This window comes from Actinoalloteichus hoggarensis (assembly GCF_002234535.1).
In the GTDB taxonomy this organism is placed as follows: domain Bacteria; phylum Actinomycetota; class Actinomycetes; order Mycobacteriales; family Pseudonocardiaceae; genus Actinoalloteichus_A; species Actinoalloteichus_A hoggarensis.
This window is the reverse complement of the sequence record NZ_CP022521.1, coordinates 2,587,900-2,606,168: the sequence shown is the minus strand read 5'-3', so window position 1 is coordinate 2,606,168 and position 18,269 is coordinate 2,587,900. Positions and strand designations below refer to the sequence as shown.

20 protein-coding genes are annotated in these 18,269 nt (G+C 71.1%); 5 read left to right on the top strand and 15 right to left on the bottom strand.

Features of this window, described 5'->3' with window-relative positions; all coding sequences use genetic code 11:
- Positions 1-74: 74 nt before the first annotated feature.
- The 3 genes from AHOG_RS11475 to aroC all read right to left on the bottom strand — a co-directional run bounded on the left by AHOG_RS11475 (position 75) and on the right by aroC (position 2,738).
- A complete protein-coding gene (locus AHOG_RS11475) occupies positions 75-815 on the bottom strand; it encodes a lipoprotein (protein WP_093941351.1) in 741 nt (246 codons plus the stop codon).
- Between the two features lie 169 nt (positions 816-984).
- On the bottom strand, positions 985-1,554 hold the full coding sequence (locus AHOG_RS11470) for a shikimate kinase (protein ID WP_093941350.1): 570 nt from the start codon (positions 1,552-1,554) through the stop codon (positions 985-987).
- The gene (aroC, locus tag AHOG_RS11465; protein ID WP_093941349.1) at positions 1,551-2,738 is read right to left on the bottom strand and encodes a chorismate synthase; all 1,188 of its coding nucleotides are present in this window, start codon (positions 2,736-2,738) and stop codon (positions 1,551-1,553) included. The genes AHOG_RS11470 and aroC overlap by 4 nt, the downstream gene beginning before the upstream one ends.
- A gap of 892 nt (positions 2,739-3,630) precedes the next feature.
- Between aroC and AHOG_RS11460 the strand changes: the two genes are divergently transcribed.
- A complete protein-coding gene (locus tag AHOG_RS11460; RefSeq protein WP_093941348.1) occupies positions 3,631-4,332 on the top strand; it encodes a M23 family metallopeptidase in 702 nt (233 codons plus the stop codon).
- Between the two features lie 794 nt (positions 4,333-5,126).
- Here AHOG_RS11460 and AHOG_RS11455 read toward each other — a convergent pair.
- The 3 genes from AHOG_RS11455 to AHOG_RS11445 form a co-directional block, all read right to left on the bottom strand.
- Positions 5,127-5,783: a prepilin peptidase gene (locus AHOG_RS11455; protein ID WP_157736768.1), complete on the bottom strand. Its 657-nt coding sequence runs from the start codon at positions 5,781-5,783 to the stop codon at positions 5,127-5,129.
- Positions 5,784-6,065: 282 nt separating this feature from the next.
- A complete protein-coding gene (locus tag AHOG_RS11450) occupies positions 6,066-6,524 on the bottom strand; it encodes a PTS sugar transporter subunit IIA (RefSeq protein WP_093941346.1) in 459 nt (152 codons plus the stop codon).
- A complete protein-coding gene (locus tag AHOG_RS11445) occupies positions 6,521-6,757 on the bottom strand; it encodes a PTS sugar transporter subunit IIB (protein WP_093944370.1) in 237 nt (78 codons plus the stop codon). The genes AHOG_RS11450 and AHOG_RS11445 overlap by 4 nt, the downstream gene beginning before the upstream one ends.
- A gap of 225 nt (positions 6,758-6,982) precedes the next feature.
- Between AHOG_RS11445 and AHOG_RS11440 the strand changes: the two genes are divergently transcribed.
- The 4 genes from AHOG_RS11440 (at position 6,983) to AHOG_RS28460 (ending at position 9,998) form a co-directional block, all read left to right on the top strand.
- Positions 6,983-7,786 (top strand): GntR family transcriptional regulator, encoded by an 804-nt coding sequence (locus AHOG_RS11440; protein ID WP_093941345.1) that lies wholly within the window; start codon positions 6,983-6,985, stop codon positions 7,784-7,786.
- On the top strand, positions 7,776-9,122 hold the full coding sequence (locus AHOG_RS11435) for a PTS transporter subunit EIIC (protein ID WP_093941344.1): 1,347 nt from the start codon (positions 7,776-7,778) through the stop codon (positions 9,120-9,122). Before AHOG_RS11440 ends, AHOG_RS11435 begins: the two co-directional genes overlap by 11 nt.
- An 8-nt stretch (positions 9,123-9,130) precedes the next feature.
- On the top strand, positions 9,131-9,400 hold the full coding sequence (locus AHOG_RS11430) for an HPr family phosphocarrier protein (protein WP_093944369.1): 270 nt from the start codon (positions 9,131-9,133) through the stop codon (positions 9,398-9,400).
- Positions 9,401-9,629: 229 nt separating this feature from the next.
- Positions 9,630-9,998, top strand: coding sequence for a hypothetical protein (locus AHOG_RS28460; RefSeq protein WP_157736767.1), 369 nt, complete (start codon positions 9,630-9,632; stop codon positions 9,996-9,998).
- On the opposite strand, the gene AHOG_RS30235 is transcribed toward AHOG_RS28460, so the two are convergent.
- The 9 genes from AHOG_RS30235 to AHOG_RS11385 all read right to left on the bottom strand — a co-directional run bounded on the left by AHOG_RS30235 (position 9,988) and on the right by AHOG_RS11385 (position 18,018).
- On the bottom strand, positions 9,988-10,239 hold the full coding sequence (locus tag AHOG_RS30235; protein ID WP_260403790.1) for a hypothetical protein: 252 nt from the start codon (positions 10,237-10,239) through the stop codon (positions 9,988-9,990). The two genes, AHOG_RS28460 and AHOG_RS30235, sit on opposite strands and share 11 nt — an antisense overlap.
- 123 nt (positions 10,240-10,362) lie before the next feature.
- The gene (locus tag AHOG_RS29885; protein ID WP_245856700.1) at positions 10,363-10,605 is read right to left on the bottom strand and encodes a DUF397 domain-containing protein; all 243 of its coding nucleotides are present in this window, start codon (positions 10,603-10,605) and stop codon (positions 10,363-10,365) included.
- Positions 10,595-11,158 (bottom strand): DUF5753 domain-containing protein, encoded by a 564-nt coding sequence (locus AHOG_RS11415; RefSeq protein WP_245856699.1) that lies wholly within the window; start codon positions 11,156-11,158, stop codon positions 10,595-10,597. Before AHOG_RS11415 ends, AHOG_RS29885 begins: the two co-directional genes overlap by 11 nt.
- 298 nt (positions 11,159-11,456) lie before the next feature.
- Positions 11,457-12,320 (bottom strand): shikimate dehydrogenase, encoded by an 864-nt coding sequence (locus AHOG_RS11410; RefSeq protein WP_093941342.1) that lies wholly within the window; start codon positions 12,318-12,320, stop codon positions 11,457-11,459.
- 78 nt (positions 12,321-12,398) lie between these two features.
- Positions 12,399-13,628 carry an endolytic transglycosylase MltG gene (mltG, locus tag AHOG_RS11405; RefSeq protein WP_093941341.1) on the bottom strand — a complete coding sequence of 410 codons (1,230 nt, stop codon included), beginning with the start codon at positions 13,626-13,628 and terminating at the stop codon, positions 12,399-12,401.
- Positions 13,625-14,086, bottom strand: coding sequence for a Holliday junction resolvase RuvX (ruvX, locus tag AHOG_RS11400; RefSeq protein WP_221438428.1), 462 nt, complete (start codon positions 14,084-14,086; stop codon positions 13,625-13,627). The genes mltG and ruvX overlap by 4 nt, the downstream gene beginning before the upstream one ends.
- Before the next feature lie 71 nt (positions 14,087-14,157).
- The gene (alaS, locus tag AHOG_RS11395) at positions 14,158-16,836 is read right to left on the bottom strand and encodes an alanine--tRNA ligase (RefSeq protein ID WP_093941339.1); all 2,679 of its coding nucleotides are present in this window, start codon (positions 16,834-16,836) and stop codon (positions 14,158-14,160) included.
- A 343-nt stretch (positions 16,837-17,179) separates the two neighbouring features.
- Entirely contained in the window at positions 17,180-17,596 is a 417-nt protein-coding gene (locus tag AHOG_RS30480) for a hypothetical protein (protein ID WP_184450839.1), read from the bottom strand.
- Positions 17,593-18,018 (bottom strand): DUF948 domain-containing protein, encoded by a 426-nt coding sequence (locus AHOG_RS11385; RefSeq protein ID WP_245856698.1) that lies wholly within the window; start codon positions 18,016-18,018, stop codon positions 17,593-17,595. The genes AHOG_RS30480 and AHOG_RS11385 overlap by 4 nt, the downstream gene beginning before the upstream one ends.
- Positions 18,019-18,269 lie beyond the last annotated feature (251 nt).

Below are 18,269 nucleotides of genomic sequence, written 5' to 3'. Positions count from 1 at the left end.
GCTTCTGGGTGTCCCCGGGCTTCTGGGTGTCCCCGGACTGCGGACCAGCATCCCACCACCGACGACCGTCGGTCTCACCCCGGTCGGCCGGTGACCCGCAGGGTGTTCAACGCCAGCCGGTAGGCGGGGAGACTCGACTCGAAATCCGCCTGGTCGAGCCCGGTGAGCGTGATCACGATCGTGCCCTCCTCGGTCTCGACGGCCAGGGCGCGCTCCGTGCGATTCCATTCGCCCGCCCGCGACAGGGACATCTCGACGGCGGGCCGGCCGTCGACGAGGACCTCGGCGATCTCGGGCCTGCCCTCCACCTCTTCGGCGGCGTAGGCGTCGAGCGCCGCGGCGGCGCCGAGGCCCGGGTCCGCCGGACTGTTCACCCGGATCGAACCGAAGACGCCCGCGTGACGACCGTGAAGCTCGCAGAGCGGAACGAGCCCGTGCAACACCAGCTGGAGGTCGGTGACGTCGGTGACCTCCCAGTCCCGCGCCGCGGTGAGGGTGACCGGCAGCGGACACGGGCTGCCCGTGTCACCGACCTGGACGCCCGCGGCGGCGGTCTCCCCCGGCGACGCGGCACCGCCCGCGGGCGGCAGACTCGGTCCCTCCGTACCCGACGACGGAATCGGACCGTCGAGCTCATCGGTGTCACCGCTCGGGTCGACGGGTGACGGCGGCGAGCCGCTGGTGGGGTCGGTCGGGCCTGCTGAGGCGGTCGGGCCCGCGTCCGCGGGTGATCCGGCCGTGCAGCCCGTGACCAGCGCGGCGCCGAGAAACAGGACGATCAGCAGTGTGGACGGCGTGCCGTCTCGGTGGTTCATGGCGTCTCTTCTCGGTCAGCCCGCCCGACTGGCAGGCGTTGACCAAGTCGACGTATCGCGACCCCGCCGGGTTGTCGCCCTCGCGGACAATCCATCCGGTCGGCAGCACACGCTCGCCTGATCGGGTGACCGAGGCCCCGCCCGTCTGGTCACCCGATCAGGCGGGCGACTAGTCCGTTCGGGCAGCAGAAGCGTCCGATTGTACGGAAGCGTCGACCCGGGTGTCGTCCCCGGCGAGCGCGGCGAGCACAGCCGCCGCCACCTCGCTCGGGCCCTGCCGGTCGGTGGGGATCTCCACCGTGGCCACCTCGCGATACAGGGGCAGCCTCGCGTCCAGCAGGGCTTTGAAGGTCGCCCTCGGATTGAGGCCCGCCAACAGCGGACGCGCGGTGGACAGCCCGGTGCGCCGAACGCCCTCCGCCATCCCCACGTTCAGGAAGACCACCGTGTGGCCGCGCAGCAGTCCCCTGGTGTCGTCGGCGAGCACCGCGCCCCCACCGAGAGCCAGCACCCCGGACCGCTCCGCAAGGCAACGGCGAACCGCGTCCCGCTCCCAGGAGCGAAAGGCCGCCTCGCCCTCGCCCGTGAAGATCTCGGCCACGGTCTGCCCGGCCCGCTGCTCGATGTACTCGTCGACGTCGAGGAAGTCGACGCCGAGCCGCTCCGCCAGCAGGCGCCCGGTGGTGGACTTCCCTGCGCCGGGCGGCCCGACGAGCACGATCGGCCTGGTTCCGCTCATCGCCGCTCCTCCAGTTCCCGCAGATATCCCTCGGCGTTGCGGCGGGTCTCGGCGACGGAGTCGCCCCCGAACTTCTCCAACACCGCGTCCGCCAACACCAGGGCGACGACGGACTCGACCACCACCCCGGCCCGAGGCACCGCGCAGATGTCGGACCGCTGGTGGATGGCCACCGCCGGCTCACCGGTGGACACGTCCATCGTCGCCAGGGCCCGAGGCACCGTCGAGATCGGCTTCATGGCGACCCGCACCCGCAGCGGCTCGCCATTGGTCATGCCGCCTTCCAGGCCGCCCGCCCGATTGCTCCGGCGCCGCACCCAGGTCGGCCCGTCCGCCGGATCGATCTCGTCGTGCGCCGCGCTGCCCCGGCGACGAGCCGTGGTGAAGCCGTCGCCGATCTCCACGCCCTTCATCGCCTGCACACCCATCAACGCGCCGGCGAGCCGAGCGTCCAGGCGGCGGTCCCAGTGCACGTGCGAGCCCAGGCCGGGCGGCAGACCGTAGGCCAACACCTCGATGACCCCGCCGAGGGTGTCGCCGTCCTGCTTGGCGGACTCGACCTCGGCCATCATCGCCTCCCCCGCCGCCTGATCGAAGGACCGCACCGGATGCTCGTCGATCGCGGGCAGGTCATCGGGCAGCGGCACCGGATGCCCCTCGGAGGCCGCGGCTCCGATGGAGACGACGTGACTGATCACCCGGACACCCAGCACCTGGTCCAGGAAGCGGGCCGCCACCGTGCCGAGCACCGTCCGCGCCGCCGTCTCCCGGGCGCTGGCCCGCTCCAGCACGGGGCGGGCCTCGTCGAAGCCGTACTTCTGCATGCCCGCGAGATCCGCGTGCCCGGGCCGCGGCCTCGTCAGCGGCGCGTTACGCGCCATGCCCGCCAGCTCCGCCTCGTCGACCGGGTCGGCAGCCATCACCTGCCGCCACTTCGGCCACTCGGTGTTCCCGATCCGGACCGCGACCGGGCCGCCCTGCGTGATCCCGTGCCGCACGCCCCCGATGACCTCGAGCTCATCGACCTCGAAGGCCATCCTGGGGCTTCTGCCGAAGCCGAGCCTGCGACGCTCCAACTGCGTGGTCATGTCGGCGGTGGTCACCTCGACCCCCGCCACCATTCCCTCCATCACCGCGACCAGCGCGGGCCCGTGCGACTCACCTGCGGTCATCCAACGCAACACGCGCCGAATCCTCCCACGTCGCCGACCGCCGCACCCTGACCGGGCGAGGTCACCGTCCGGGACGGAGACGGCCGGGCCCCGCCGTGTCGCACGCCGCCCCGGGGCGCCATGGGCCCGCCCCACGAGATGTCGCGATGTCTCGGCACCAGCCGGACCGGGCACCAGCCGGACCGGGCACCAGCCGGACCGGGCACCAGCCGGACCGGGCACCAGCCGGACCGGGCACCAGCCGGACCGGGCGCCTGCGGGGACCGGGGGCCTGCCGGAACGGGGGCCTGCCGGAACGGGGGCCTGCAGGCCTGGGCGCCTGCGGAGCGGAGGCCTGCGGAGCGGGGGCCAGCTCCCGCGGGCCTGGGATCCCCACGTCTCTGCATGCCTGCCCTCTCCCCGCGGGCTTGAGCCTGGGCGCTTGGGCGTCCAGGGGGTCAGGTCTGGTGCCGGCGCCCCGGTGGGCGTGCGCGCCTGGCGGGGAGTGTCTGTGTGCGGGGTCGGCCGTCGAGAGGTGCCGGTGAGACCGGCGGGGCGATTGACGTCTCGTGGTGACGGCCGGGTGTCACCGTCACCGGCCTGGAGAACCGCCGGAGCGGGTTAAGGGGATGCGCGGTGTTCGGAGGTGTGGGTGACGGAGCGGCGGTGTGGCCTGGAGTGGTGACGCTGAGTGGAGATCTCGGGGTGTCAGGACGGTCGGGGTGGGTGGCGGGTCACAGATGTTGGCTGCGGTGGGTGAGCGGCGCCTACCTTCGCTGGTGCACGTCACGGTCTGGTCACGACGAAGAGCGACACCCCGCCCCCCTCGATTCACGAGGGATGCGTGCGGGGCGGGCCGATCCCCCGGTCGGCCGCTGGTGGCCCGTGGCCGTATCCCCCGAGACGCATCAGGAAAGGTTCGTTCATGCCCCGTTTCTCCGGGCTGTTCACCACCCCCACCACCAGCATCATCGGCGCCGACGGCGCCGCTCGCGCGGCCCGCCGTGGCCGCGGCGCGGGCAAGGCCGTGCTGGCCTCCGTGTTGACCGGCGCGTTCCTGCTGAGCGGCCAGCCCATGGCGGGCGCCCAGGACGACCCCGGCACCGGTCACGCCGAGCAGACACAGTCCTCCTCGTTGCCCGCGTTCTACGAGAACCCGGCCAGAGGGTTGACCGAGCTGGTCCACGACACCAAGGCCGAGGCCGACCGCGTCGCAGCCGAGCAGGCCGCCGCCGAGGCACCGGACTTCGTCAAGCCCGCCGAGGGCACCTTCACCTCCGGCTTCGGCTCCCGCTGGGGTACCACCCACTACGGCGTCGACATCGCCAACCCCATCGGCACGCCCGTGGTGGCCGCCACCGACGGCACCGTCATCAACGCGGGCCCGGCCACCGGCTTCGGCCAGTGGGTCCGCGTCCAGGCCCCCGACGGCACCATCACCGTCTACGGCCACGTCGACACCTTCACCGCCGAGGTCGGGCAGGAGGTGACCGCAGGCCAGCAGATCGCCACCATCGGCAACCGAGGCCAGTCCACCGGGCCTCACCTTCACTTCGAGGTCGCCGTCAACGGCCAGAAGATCGACCCCCAGCCGTGGCTCGCCGAACGCGGCATCACCCTCCAGTAACACCCGCCCCCGCACGGCACAGGCACACAGCCACCACCCGCCGACGCCCGCTGGCCACCAGCGGGCGTCGACCCATACCCCGCCCGCACTCAGCCCGCCGTATCAGCGAGCACCTCCGAGTGCTGCGCCCCCCGGGCGCCTCGCCATCGGCCGCCGTCCCTGACCGGCGTCTCCGGTCAGGAGGCATCCGCCATCGCGAGCACAGGTGACCAGCCGCCCCACACCGAGGACAGCACAGGTTCGCCGATCACCAGCGACCGGGTCGGCCGATGGGCAGGAGTCCGCCGAGCTGGTCAGGTCTTGGCGGGTACGGGCGCCGCTCCCTTCTCGACGTTCACATCCGCCAGGGATCAATGCGGTCGGTCGATCCCGATGCGTCCACGATCGAATTTCGTCGACACTGAAGTGACGATGGAGTTCGTTCCAAATTACGCAATGCTGCCGGCCCGCTGTGCAGGGCGTCCGCTGACGCCCGATCGGCGCAGGCCGACACGCGGCTTCTCGGCCGGCGCGGGCACGCCTGCGTCCCAACGCACTCCGAGACACCGGTGCCGCGAGGCCGTACCGGTGCCCACGCGAGGTGCCGGTCGCCGACACCGACGTCTGCCGCGCGCCCTCGACATCGCCCAGCGTCCACGACACTCCGCACGTGCCCTCACAGGCTTTCGGCGGCGGCCATCGTGACGGCGACCTCCTCGAGCGCGGCCGGCCCGGAACGTCGTCTCAGCGAGGGGCGACGGCCCTGGCCAGGACACCCACGCCGCTGACCGCACCGCAGGAAGCCGCCCGACGGCTCAGGGGCGGAAGGTGACGAGCAGCCACACTGGAATCACCATCCCCGGCCCGTGCGGAACGGGAGCGGTGCCACCCCGCCGGAACGCGATCACCAGGCCCGCCACGCCCGTGATCAGCGGCGCGAGGATCACCGTCAGCAGCCAGCCGGGCCAGGAGACCGCCGCCGACACCATCCCGACCGTCATCGCCAGCTTGACGTCGCCCGCACCCATGGCCTGCGGACTCAGTAAGTGAACGAAGGCGTAGCAGGCCGTCAGAACGAGACCGCCGAGAAGCGCCCGACCGACCACCGCGCCGTCGCCGGCGGCCCAGGCCGCGAGGACGATCAACGACAACAGCACCGGCGGCGCGCGCAGTGTGAGCAGATCCGGTAGTCGCCTGTGCGCGAGGTCGGCTCCCACGGCGAGCACCGTCAGCAGACCCGTCGCCCAGGACACCGCGAGCCACCACCCCGACAAGGCGCCCGCCGAGGCCCGGAGCGCCGCGATCGTCCACAGCAGACCGACCAGGCCGGCACACCAGTACACCGGCACGGGAGCGGGCGCCCGGATACTCCGCAGAGCTCGGGCGCCCGCCGCGCCCGACGACGCGCCGACGACGGCACCGACGACCGCGAGAGCACCGCCCGCCGACAGAGAAGACCAGGTCCCATCCATGAGGACCAGATTCCCGATCTTGACGCTGGAGCGCATCACTCGGCCAGGTGGCGACACCGACAGAACGGGTGATCACCCTCCGACACCTGTTCGGTGTCACGATCCGCCCCGCTAGCGCGGCTCATCGCGGTCGCGACATCCGGTGAAGCCCGGCCGCCGCGTCGGCGAACTCGGCGACGACACGACAGCCCCCATACACGGATACACGCGGGAGCGGGCGAACCGCGGGTCGGCCTCGACACCCGGCCCGAGTGTCGCTCCGACGGCGGCGGGCTGTTCGGCTCAGCCGCCGGACCAGCTGAAGAGCTCAGCGCCCACCGACACCGTGCCCGCGTCCCGCGCCATGCGCAGCGCCTCGGGCGCGGCGTCGAGCGCGATCACCGGGCACACCGCCGCGAAACCCGCGGCACGCACCGCGGGCGGGCTCCAGTCGACGAGCCGTTGTCCGGCCCGCACCGTCTCGCCCTTGACCACGTGAAGTGCGAAGCCCTCGCCCTTGAGTCGCACGGTGTCGATGCCCAGGTGGACCAGCACCGACACGCCGGTGGGCGAGGTGACCACGAACGCATGCGGATGCAACGCGGCGACGACTCCGTCGACGGGCGCCACCGCCTCCGTCGCCTCGTCGGCGGGTTCCACGGCGATGCCGGGGCCGACGATCGACTGAGCGAACACCGGGTCGCCGACCTCGGTCAACGGCACCACGCGGCCGCTGACGGGGGCGAGCACGGCGACGCTCATCGAAGGTCCTCGATGTCGCTGGCGAGGTTGTCGGCGTCCGGTCCGACGACGATCTGCACGGCGTCGCCCGATCTCAGGACTCCGTGCACCCCGATCCGGCGGAGGGCCTGCTCGTCGACGAGCTCGGGATCGGTCAGTTCGCAGCGGAGCCGGGTGATGCACGGCTCGATCTCGATGACGTTGTCCGTTCCGCCGATGGCGGCCAGAATCGCCGCGGCCTTGTCCTGGCTCACGTCGTCCTCCCTGCTCGTGCTCCGACGAAAGGTCGCCCGGTTCGCGACCAGATCCGCCCTCTGCCGAGACTTCCTCGTGACCTTGCGAATGGTTGACACCCGAGGTCGCGGCGAGCATTCTCCACGACGAGAGTGGTCTGGACCGGACAGTACCAATCCCCGATGTCGACAGGCGAGTACTTCTCGCCTTCGCGCAGTCGGACCGCGACGAGGCGGGAGGGTTCGATGCGGGAGCGTGGCGACTCCGCCGGCCCACCGGACCAGCGACACCGTCTGGCCGCGGGCCCGACGCCCAAGCATGTCCAGCTCGGCGCGATCCTGCGCGATCTGGTGGAGCACGAACTGCCGCCGGACTCGGCCGTGCCGTCCGAACGAGAGCTGGCCCAACGGTTCGGCGTCTCCCGTTTGACGGTCCGCGAGGCGATCGGCCGGCTGGTCGCGGCGGGGCTGCTCACCCGTGTTCGAGGCAGAGGCACCTTCACTGCGAGACCTCGGCTGGACACGCCGCCGCTGCTGTCGTTCACGCAGGAACTCCGCCGGCACGGCATGACGGCGTCCAGCACGCTGCTCACCTGCAGCGAAGAGGTGCCCACGACGAACACGTCGGTCACCCTCGGACTCGAACCGGGCGAACCGGCCTACCGGGTGTGTCGGCTCCGGCTGGCCGACGGGGCGCCCCTGGCGCTGGAGCACGGCTGGTTCAGCCCTCGCCTGGTGCCCGGTCTGCTCGATCACGACCTGACGGGCTCGCTGTACAGCCTGCTCGCCCAGACCTACGGAGTACTGCTCGATCGCGGGCAGCAGACCGTGTGGGCGGCCGAGGCCGACGCCTCGACCGCGCGACTGCTCAAGGTGCGGACATCCAGCCCGCTCCTCGTCTTCCGCCGTGTCTCGGCGGCGGGAGAGCATCCGGTCGAGGACACCACGTCCTGGTACCGGGGCGACAAGTACCAGTTGACGATGTCAGCGGACCAGCCGGGCGCGCCCCGAGGTCCGCACTCCGCGCAAGGAGGAGCACATGAGCGCTGACGCCACCACGGCGGCACGCGGTCGCAACAGCAGAGGTTTCGCGCTGGCCCAACGATTCGGCCGCAGTCTCATGCTGCCGATCGCGGTCCTGCCCGCCGCGGCGTTGCTGTCCCGCCTCGGTTACATCGACGGCTCCGGCGCGGGGCAGGGCGAGCTGATCGCCGCCATCCCCGGTGACTTCTTCGACCGGGCCGCACAGGTCGTCGGACAGGGTGGCGACGCGCTGTTCCAGTACCTGCCGCTGTTGTTCGCGGTAGGTGTGGCGATCGGCATGGCTCGGAAGGCCGACGGCTCCACCGCGCTGTCCGCGGTGGTGGGCTACCTCGTTCTGCACAACGTCCTGTGGGCGATGCTCGGCGAGGAGCTGACCGAGGGCCGCAACTTCAACAACGGCCCCTACGGCGTGCTCGGCGGCATCGTCGCCGGACTGATCGCCGCCTATCTCTGGCAGCGGTATCACCGGATCAAGCTGCCGACCTATCTGGGCTTCTTCGGCGGTCGACGCTTCGTGCCGATGATCACCGCGCTCGTCATGATCGTGGTCGGCATCGTGATGGCGCTGATCTTCACCGGGTTCAACGCGGGACTGACCTGGGTCGGCGACGCCGTGGCCAGCTCGACCGTCATCGGCGCGGGCGTCTACGGCACCTTGAACCGGTTCCTGCTGCCCTTCGGCCTGCACCACATTCTGAACTCGGTCGTCTGGTTCCTCTTCGGCGACTACGACGGCGTCACCGGCGACCTGAACCGCTTCTTCGCAGGCGACCCCGCCGCGGGCACGTTCATGTCCGGCTTCTTCCCCATCTTCATGTTCGCCCTGCCCGCCGCCGCGCTGGCGATCTATCACACGGCACGCCCCGAGAAGAAGAAGCTCGTCGGCGGTCTGGTGTTCGCCGGAGCGCTCGCGTCCTTCCTGACCGGCGTCACCGAGCCGCTGGAGTACGCCTTCATCTTCGTGGCATGGCCGCTGCTGGTGGTCCACGCCGTGCTCACCGGCCTGTCGTTGGCGGTCACCAACGCCCTGGGCGTCCACCACGGCTTCGGTTTCTCGGCGGGCGCCATCGACTACGTGTTGAACTGGGGGCTGGCCACCGCGCCCTGGCTGATCATCCCGATCGGCCTGGTCTTCGCGGCGATCTACTACTTCGTCTTCCGCTGGGTGATCACGAAGTGGAACCTGGCGACGCCGGGCCGGGAGGACGACGAGGACGACCAGGACGGCGGTGCAGCCCGACCGACACCGGCCGAGGCATCGGCGACCGCGGGTACGGCCACCGAGGGCGGGGCGTCCGGCTCGTCGTCGGAGCGGAAGCCGCTCGCAGAGACGAAGGAGTGATCACGAAGATGGCGGAACGACGAGTGACGGTGGCAAGCGTGGTGGGCCTGCACGCCCGTCCCGCGGCCCAGCTGGCCAAGGCCGCCGCCGCCCAGCCGGTGGCGGTGAGCATCAGGAAGGGCGAGGGCACGCCGGTGGCGGCGGCCAGCGTGCTCGGGTTGATGACGCTGGGCGCGATGCACGGCGACGAGGTGGTGCTCTCCGCCGACGGCGAGGGCGCCGAGGCGGTCTTGGAGGAACTCGCCGCGTTAGTGGCGGCGGACTCCGGACACGAGTGAGCGTCGGGCCGCCGGCCTTGTGGTCGGCGGCCCTGCCTTCCTCGAATGGACCGCGCACGGGAGCAGGAGCCTCCTCCCGTCGACACAGGGTGCGCGAAGGCTGCGCTTCACCCATTTCGCGACGAGTCCCGCTCACAACAATTCGAAACCCAAACTTGCCACCTGCCCGACTATTCATTCCCACCTTCCCGCGAGACAGCCCGATCTGCCGATCGCCAGTGATCGCGAAATGGCTGCCAGGAAATGCACTCGGGACGCACCCCGTCTGCGGTCGCGACGGATACTCGTCCTTCGCCGAGCCGCCGCAGGCAGGCGCGCCGAGGACTGCCTGGGTGTGGGACTCGGTGTGGTGTCCTGCGGATTCCAGCAGGGCCCAGGCTCGGGCCAGGTCTCCACCCACCTTCCGAAGCAGAGCCACAGCAGCGTCAAGCTCCGGACTGGTCGAACCCGCCGACGCCTCGATCAACGGCGGAAGCAGCTCACCCAGGACGAGTTCGCGGCAGGCCGCCAACTCACCGGAAGAAACCTCCTCCAACGCGGCCCGCAGAGCGGCGACGACCTCCTCGACGGAGTTCATCCCGGCGCGCCTAAAGCCTGATCATGTACTGCTGGAGCAGCTCACCCGCTTGGCGAGGCCTCTGACCGGCGGCGACGAGGTCATCACCGACCCTGGCCAGACACTCCTGGTCGTGGTGCGCATGCGGGCTGGTGCTGCCGTGCCATTCGGCGGCTGCTGCCGCGCGTGCCTGGACGAGGCGCTGTCCGATCGCGGCGAGCTCCTCGTGTGGGAGTCGATCGAACACCGCCAAGAGCTGTCCTCGGACCTGCTCGATCGACATCGCGCTCCAGAAGAAGACTCAGCGAGCCGCCTGCACCGTACGGACGAAGGCGGCTAACTGGGCGGGGGGTCAGCACCAGCGCCGGGCCGTCGGGGTTCTTCGAGTCGCGGATCGCGGCCCATCTCAGCCCGCCGGCGATCTCGACGCGAGTGCCGTTGTCGGCGCGCTGTGGCTGGACTTCGGCCAGGTCACCGAGCCGGCGATCTCGACGCAGGCACCGTTGTCGGCACTGTGGTCGGACTTTCGCCAGGCTGTCCCGGCGGCGATCTCGACGCAGACGCCGTTATTGGCGCTGCGGCTCGACTTAACCCAACGAGCGGCACTGAGATCCGGGACGAACATGACGACCTCCGAGTCAACCTCCATCGATCATCGTTCCGATGAACTCGACGGACTCTTCCGGTGACAGCGCGACCTGCTGTGCGCTCTCCGCCGCCATGGTATAGGTCCGGACCTGGTCGAAGTCCTGAATGTACATCGCGCCGTCCAGTAGTTCCGCGTAGGCGATCGAGCGCGCCAGCCCGAAATCGAAGATGTAGAACGGACCCGTCGCCGCAGCGTGCGGACCGGCCTCGGGGCACACGACCTGGATCGCGACGTCGGGCAGCTCGGCGATCTTCAGCAGATGGCGGTACTGCTCCTGCCGGACCTCCGGCGTGCCGACGGCAAGCCGCAGAGCCGCTTCACCGATGACCGCACGAAGCCCCAATGGCTCCGGGTCGGTCAATCGACGAGCCCGTGCCAATCGAAAGGAGACGAACCGCTCGTTGTGATCAGCACGGACGAAGCCTGCGGCCTCGGTGAGCGCGTGGGCGTGATCCTCGGTCTGCAACAGGCCGGGGATCACCGTCGGTTCGTAGACGAACTCGCTCGTGGCCAGGCCTTCGAGCCCCATGAAGGTCTTCACCCAGTCCGGCACGACATGCGCCCACGGCGCCCCCAGGCGCGTTCGTCCGACCGACCCGCGAGGGCGCACAGCCGGTCGATGTCGCACTGGGCGACGTCGTAGCACTCCAGCACCTTGGCCACGTCGTCCGGGTCGGCGTTTGAGAGACGTCATCGGGCTCCGCCGAACCGCACCGAGACAACCGGCGGCAGCACGACCGCGTCATTCCAGCGCAGGCGACCGGCCAGCGCAGGCACCATTCCAAGCAGGCGACAGGCCCAGCACGCGACGATCCGACGCCCGGCGACAGGCATCCGGCCCGGCGACGACATCAGTCCAGCAGCAGCGGGACCTCGCCGCCGGTGGCCGCCCGCAGCGCATCACGCATCGCCACGCGCGGCGCGGGCAGCCCGGTGAACTGCTCGACCTGGCCGAAGGCCTGGTGCAGCAGCATGTCCAGGCCGGTGGCGAGCCTGCCGCCCGTCGCGGCGACCGCCTCGGCCAGCGGGGTCGGCCAGGGGTGGTACACGGCGTCCAGCACGTGCGGCGTCGCCGCGAGAACCTCGGCCAGCGCATCCGCCGCGCCGGCGGGCACCGTCGAGACGAGCACGGCGGACTCCCTCACCGCGGCGGCCACCTCGGACTCCGCCAGGCTCACCGTCTTCACCGAGACACCGGCCCGCTCGGCGGCGGCCAGGGTCTCCCCCGCCCGCGCCACCGCCCGCACGGCCAGTCGCACCGAGGTGACGCCGAGATCGGCGAGGGCGACCACGGCCGCCGAGGCGGTGCCGCCCGCGCCCAGCACCAGAGCGGTGTCCCCCGCCGCGGGCCGGTAGGCGGCCGCGACGCGCAGGGCGCCGGTGATGCCCTCGACGTCGGTGCAGTCGGCCCGCCAGCCGCCGCCCGCCAGCGGCACGAGGGTGTTCGCCGCGCCGACCGCCGTGGCCCGGTCGGTGGCCTCGACGGCCGTGGCCAGGGCCGCCCGCTTGCCCGGCATGGTCACCGACAGCCCGGCCCACTCCTCGCCCAGTCCGGCCACCAGCGCCGGGAGCGCCTCGGCGTCACACTCGACGCGGTCGTAACGCCAGTCGGTCAGGCCCAGAGCCGCGTAGGCGGCGCCGTGCAGGACCGGGGAGAGCGAGTGCGCCACCGGGGAGCCGAGGACGGCGGCGCGGCGGACGAGGTCATCGGTCACCGGAGCACCACAAGGCGACGGCCCGCCGCCGATACCAGGCCGATCCTCGTCATCGCCACTCCCTTCGGGACCGTCGGCTCACCAGACACCCCGCTCGACCGCGTCGAGGACGTCCGCGTCGTGTTCCTCAAGGGTGTCGTTGAAGCACGACGTCCCGTCGGTCTCACACTTGACGAAGTACTCCCACGTCTCGTCGACGGGGTTCGCCGCCGCCTCCAGGGCCGGGGTGTGCGGCGACGAGACGGGCGTCGGCGGCAGCCCGGTGTTGAGGTAGGTGTTGTACGGGTTCTCCGTGGCTCGGACGTTCCCGTCGGTGCGAATGCTGCCTGTTCCGGCGAAGTAGTTGACCGTCGAGTCCAGGCGCAGCTCATGGTCGGTCCGCAACCGGTTGTAGAGCACCGTGGCGATCGACGGGAAGTCGGACTGGATGCCCTCCTTCTCGATCAGCGAGGCCACGATGAGGAACTCGTACGGGCTGAAGCCGGAGTCGTCGGAGATCTCCGGCATCCCGGCGGCCTGGAGACGGGTGGACGAGGTGCTCAAGACGCTGTTCAGCAGCTCCTCGGCGCTCCAGCTCGGGTTGATGTGGTAGAGGCCGGGGGCGATCAGACCTTCGAGCCGCCTGCGCTGCTCCGGGGCCGCCGTCACACCCGCGACCGCCCAGTCCGGGATGTTCAGTTCGCCGACATCGGTGTTCTCGGCGGCGGCCCACAACTCGTCGGCCGAGACGCACTGCTGCTCGCCGTCGAGCTCCGCGCAACTCGCCTCGGACAGGATCGTGATGATGCCCTGCGACTGCACGCTCCCGTCGCCCGCCATCGTGTCGTGCAGCAGCATGCCGCCCTGCACCTCGGCCTGGCCGAGCCGGGCGTCCTCGTCGAGGATCTGGTTCAGGGCCGCGGCGCCGGACATCTCGCTGCGCAGCAGATAGAAGCCCGGCTGGATGCCCGTCGAGGCCGGGTTGCCCTCGGCGGCGGTCGTGAAGGCCCTCGGGCTGGCGACGACGCCCTCCTCGGTCATCGTCTGCGCGATCTGCCCCAGGCTGGCACCGTCGGCGACCTCGATGACGACGCTGCCGCTGCCCTCGCCCTCGTAGTCCTCGTAGCCGCCGATGCTCATGATCTCGCGGACGCCGTAGATCGCGCCCGCCGCGACGACCGCCAGCACCACGGCGCCGCCGACCAGCGTGATCAGCCGCTTACGGCGGCGAGCCGCCGGGTCGTCCTTCCCCGCCTGTCCCTTGTCCCGGGACTTGCGGGACCGGCTGTCGCCGGCCTCCTCGTCGAACAGGCCGAGGTCGTCACTCACAGGGCTCCTCCTGGATCCGCCGCTGCTGCGCGGTGCGCGGCCGACCTGGCGTCGAGCCAGGCCTGCAGGATCTCGACGGCTGCCGCCTGGTCCACCACCGCACGCTGCCGTCTGCCGCGAACACCGCGCTCGGAGAGTACTCGGGCGGCGGTGACGGTCGTGAGGCGCTCGTCGGCCAGTCGGACCGGCACGGGGGCGACGCGGGCGGCGACCTTGGCCGCGTAGGCCTCGGCGGTCTGAGCGGCGATGCCGTGCCGGGCGGCCAGTGTCCTCGGCAGTCCTATGACCACTTCGACCACCTCCTGCTCGGCGACGATCCCCGCGAGCTCGTCGACGTCATGATCACCGCGTTCGTCACGGGACAAGGTACCGAGGGGTGTGGCGAGGATCGCGGAGGGATCGCTGATCGCCACCCCGACTCGCACCGAGCCCACGTCCACGCCGATCCGACGGCCCATGCCCGGATCGTCGACGCCGGGCCGGTCGGGACCGTCGCCCCGACCGGCCTTCTGGCGTCGCTTCGGTCGGCTCACCGGCTCGCCGGTACGGCGGCCAGCTCCCGATGGAGCGCGGCGATGGCCTCGGACACGCCGGCGGGATTCGTCCCGCCGCCCTGGGCCATGTCGGGCTTGCCGCCGCCGCGAGCCGCGATGGCGGGTGCGAACGAGGGCACGAGCTTCCCTGCGGCGAGACCTCGTTCCCGGGCGGCGGTGTTGAGCGTGACGAGGAAGGAGACCTTCCCGGCCGCCTCGTCGGCGGAGAACAGTGCGACCACGCCGGGCCGCTCGCCGAGCCTGCCGCGCACGTCCAGGGCCAGCGTCCGCAGGTCACCACCGCTGACGCCCGCGGGCAGGGCGGCGGCGACCACGGCAAGTCCGTCGACGTCGGCGGCGCTGTCGGCGAGACCGCCTGCCGAGGACAGCAGCGCGGCGGCGCGGACCCGCTCCAGCTCCTTCTCCGCGAGGCGGAGGCGTTCCACCAGGCTCTCCACCCGCGCGGGCACCTCCTGGTCGGGAACCTTCAGCATGGCCGCGATGTTCTGCACCAGCGCGCGTTCCGTCGCCAGGTAGCGGAAGGCCTCGATCCCGACATAGGCCTCGATGCGCCGGACGCCGGAGCCGATGGACGACTCGCCCAGCAGGGTGATGGGGCCGATCTGCGACGAGTGCTCGACGTGCGTGCCACCGCACAGCTCACGCGACCAGGCGCCGCCGATCTCGACCACTCGCACGGTCTCGTCGTAGGTCTCGCCGAAGAGGGCGAGCGCGCCCAGCTCCCTGGCGCCCGCCATCGAGGTGTGCAGCACCGACACTCCGAGGTCCCGTCGGACCGCGAGGTTGGAGACCTCCTCGATCTCGCTGCGCGTCTCGGCGGAGAGACCGCCGGGCCAGGCGAAGTCGAGTCGCAGGTAGCCGGGCTTGTTGTACGAGCCGCTCTGAAGGGCGGACGGGCCGAGCACCTCGCGCAGCGCGGCGTGCACCACGTGGGTCCCGGAGTGGCCCTGTCGCGCGCCGATCCGCCATTCGGGATCGACCTTGGCGAGCACGGCCGAGCCCTCGGCCAGCTCGCCCTCCAGCACGCGCACCTGATGCACCCACAGCTTGCGGGACACCTTCTGCACGTCGAGCACCTCGGCCCGCACCGAGTCGCCCAGGATGGACCCCGCATCGCTCTCCTGGCCGCCGGACTCGGCATACAACGGGGTGCGGTCCAGCACCACCTCGACGATGTCGCCCTCGCCGGCGCTGCGGACCCGTGCGCCCTCGGCCACCAGACCGCGGACGACGGACTCGCTCTCCAGCCGTTCGTATCCCACGAACTCGGTGGCCCCCTGGTCCAGCAGGTCCCGGTAGACCGACTTGTCGCCGTGGCCGGTGCGGCGGGAGGCGGCGGCCGACTTCGCGCGGGCGCGCTGCTCGGCCATCAGCGAGCGGAAGCCCTCCTCGTCGACCGACAGGCCCTGCTCGGCCGCCATCTCCAGGGTGAGGTCGATGGGGAAGCCGTAGGTGTCGTGGAGCTGGAAGGCCTTGTCGCCGGGCAGGACGACGGCGCCGCTGTCCCGGGTCGCCGTCGCGGCCAGGTCGAAGATCTTGGAACCGCTGGTGAGGGTGGCGAGGAAGGCGTTCTCCTCGGTGCGCATCACCGACTCGATGCGCTCGTAGTCGGTGGTCAGCTCGGGATAGGCGGGCGACATGACGTCGCGGACCACCGAGGTGAACTCGCCGAGCACCGGCTCCTTGACGCCCAGCAGCCGCGCGGAGCGGACGATGCGGCGCAGCAGCCTGCGCAGGACGTAGCCCCGGGCCTCGTTGCCGGGCGTGACGCCGTCGGCGATCAGCATCACGCCGGAGCGCGCGTGGTCGGCGATGACGCGGAACCGGACGTCGGCGGTCTCGTCGGCGCCGTAGCGCCTGCCGGACAGCTCCTCCGCCTTGGCGATCACCGGCCGGACCAGGTCGGTCTCGTAGACGTTGTCCACGCCCTGGAGCAGATAGGCGACCCGCTCGATGCCCAGCCCGGTGTCGATGTTCTTGGCGGGGAGCTCGCCGAGGATCGGGTAGCCCTCCTTGGCGGGGCCCTCCCCCCGGATGTTCTGCATGAAGACCAGGTTCCAGATCTCCAGGAAGCGGTCCTCGTCCACGATCGGGCCGCCCTCGCGCCCGTGTTCCGGGCCCCGGTCGTAGTAGATCTCCGAGCAGGGACCGCACGGGCCCGGCACGGTCATCGACCAGTAGTTGTCGGCCATCCCCCTGCGCTGGATGCGCTCCTCGGGCAGGCCCGCGATCTCACGCCACAGCGTCTCGGTCTCGTCGTCGTCGTGGTAGACCGTGGCCCAGAGTCGGTCGGGGTCGAACCCGAAGCCGCCGTCGGCCTGGCTGGTGGTGAGCAGACTCCAGGCCTCCTTGATCGCGGTCTCCTTGAAGTAGTCACCGAAGGAGAAGTTGCCCGCCATCTGGAAGAACGTGTTGTGCCGGGAGGTCTTGCCCACCTCGTCGATGTCGCCCGTGCGGACGCACTTCTGAATGCTGGTGGCCCGGGGGTAGGGGGCGGAGGCCTCACCGAGGAAGTACGGCTTGAACGGCACCATGCCCGCGTTGACGAAGAGGAGGTTCGGGTCGTCCAGCAGCAGCGACGCACTCGGGACCACGGTGTGGCCCGCTCGCTCGAAGTGGGACAGGAAGCGCTGGCGGATGTCGTGTGTCTGCACGGTGATCCCTTACTGAATCAAGTCTCGTCCTGCTGAGGCGACCGGCACGGGCACTCGCGAAGACGACGACACGGGTCGGCGACAGGCCGTCTGGCGACGGCACGAACGCGCCGCGAGGGCGTTCGCCTGCGCCTATACCCTGCCACTCGGTCTTCCCAGACGTGTGCGGAGGTCTGCCTCGTCAGGTAGGGCGAGCCTGCCTTCGACGGCAGGCGGCGGGGCTGTCTCGGCGGGAGGCCGCGAGGGGCTCGTGAGGACGAGCGACCGTGAGTCGACTCGACGTCGGTGTCCGCACCCGGCGCGAAGGAGATCCGCCGGGTGGAGATCGGCGGCGAGACGTCGGTCAGCCTCCCGCCCTGCGCGCTCGACCGCGCACGGGCCGAGGCTGGTCTGGGGCAGGGGCCGGGCCGGGGGCGATCTCGCCTCGTCGGTGCAGCGTGCCCGGCGTGGGGCGGATGGTGCGCACCGGCCGGGTGAAGCCGGGTACGCCCTGGCCGGGGACCCAGGAGCGGGCCGGGTCGGCGGGGGCGGTGATGCCGGACCGCATCTCGACGACGTCGGCCAGTTCGCGCTCGCGCTCGTTCATCCCGGCACGCACCTCGGCGCCGAAGGTGCCCAGGGCGCCTGCCAGTTCACGCAGCGCGTCGCCGACGTTGGCGGCGATGCCCACCGGGGTCGCCTGCCGGGCGACCTCGTTCATCCTGCGGCTGACGGCGATCCCCGCCGCGATGCCCGCACCGAACCAGAACAGTCGACTCATCGCCTGTCTCCCCTGACTCGACCCCGACGGCGGCCGCCACGGGGGGACTCGACGTTACCGCGGCCGGAACGTCGGCCGCGCCTGCCTCGCAGGGCCTTGCTCAGACCGTAGGACAGCGCCGCGAGCTTGACGAGCGGCCCTCCGAGGGTCGCGGTGAACAACGAGCTGAGCGCCGAGACGTTGCCGCTGACGGTGCGGGCGTTGGAGGTGATGCCGTCCACCCGCTCCAACTGCGCGTTCACGTGGGTGAGGGTGGTGTTGGCCTCGGTGAACAGCGGCTCCGAGCTCTCATGCGCCTTGCGAATGGCGATGGTGGCCTCGTCCAGCGTTCGACCGAGCTTCAGCAACGGAACCGCCAACAGCAGCACCAGGAGCACGAAAGCACCCGCTGCCACGAGCGCCGCGATCTGGCCTGCCGACACGAACTCCTCCTAGCGGACTGCCGATGATCGGGAGGTCTCGCGATCCCCCGCCGACTCCGGGCAGGGCCGCGTTCCTTGATCGTTCTTCGAACGGCGATCAGGTTACCGGGTGCACGTCGACCTCGCTCGGGCAGGCCGATCGAGTGCTGCGCGTCACTCGGCGGACCGCGCTCACGCCTTCCCCTCCATAATCTCGTTAGCCTAACCTAACCTAACCCAGGGTGGCCTTACGGTCACCAGCAGACGAGAAT

Coding starts and splice junctions, on each gene's coding strand:
- AHOG_RS11475 (WP_093941351.1), bottom strand. CDS start 815: ATGAACCACCGAGACGGCACGCCGTCCACACTGCTGATCGTCCTGTTT.
- AHOG_RS11470 (WP_093941350.1), bottom strand. CDS start 1,554: ATGAGCGGAACCAGGCCGATCGTGCTCGTCGGGCCGCCCGGCGCAGGG.
- AHOG_RS11460 (WP_093941348.1), top strand. CDS start 3,631: ATGCCCCGTTTCTCCGGGCTGTTCACCACCCCCACCACCAGCATCATC.
- AHOG_RS11455 (WP_157736768.1), bottom strand. CDS start 5,783: ATGGATGGGACCTGGTCTTCTCTGTCGGCGGGCGGTGCTCTCGCGGTC.
- AHOG_RS11450 (WP_093941346.1), bottom strand. CDS start 6,524: ATGAGCGTCGCCGTGCTCGCCCCCGTCAGCGGCCGCGTGGTGCCGTTG.
- AHOG_RS11440 (WP_093941345.1), top strand. CDS start 6,983: ATGCGGGAGCGTGGCGACTCCGCCGGCCCACCGGACCAGCGACACCGT.
- AHOG_RS11435 (WP_093941344.1), top strand. CDS start 7,776: ATGAGCGCTGACGCCACCACGGCGGCACGCGGTCGCAACAGCAGAGGT.
- AHOG_RS11430 (WP_093944369.1), top strand. CDS start 9,131: ATGGCGGAACGACGAGTGACGGTGGCAAGCGTGGTGGGCCTGCACGCC.
- AHOG_RS28460 (WP_157736767.1), top strand. CDS start 9,630: ATGGCTGCCAGGAAATGCACTCGGGACGCACCCCGTCTGCGGTCGCGA.
- AHOG_RS30235 (WP_260403790.1), bottom strand. CDS start 10,239: ATGTCGATCGAGCAGGTCCGAGGACAGCTCTTGGCGGTGTTCGATCGA.
- AHOG_RS29885 (WP_245856700.1), bottom strand. CDS start 10,605: ATGGAGGTTGACTCGGAGGTCGTCATGTTCGTCCCGGATCTCAGTGCC.
- ruvX (WP_221438428.1), bottom strand. CDS start 14,086: ATGGGCCGTCGGATCGGCGTGGACGTGGGCTCGGTGCGAGTCGGGGTG.
- AHOG_RS30480 (WP_184450839.1), bottom strand. CDS start 17,596: ATGAGTCGACTGTTCTGGTTCGGTGCGGGCATCGCGGCGGGGATCGCC.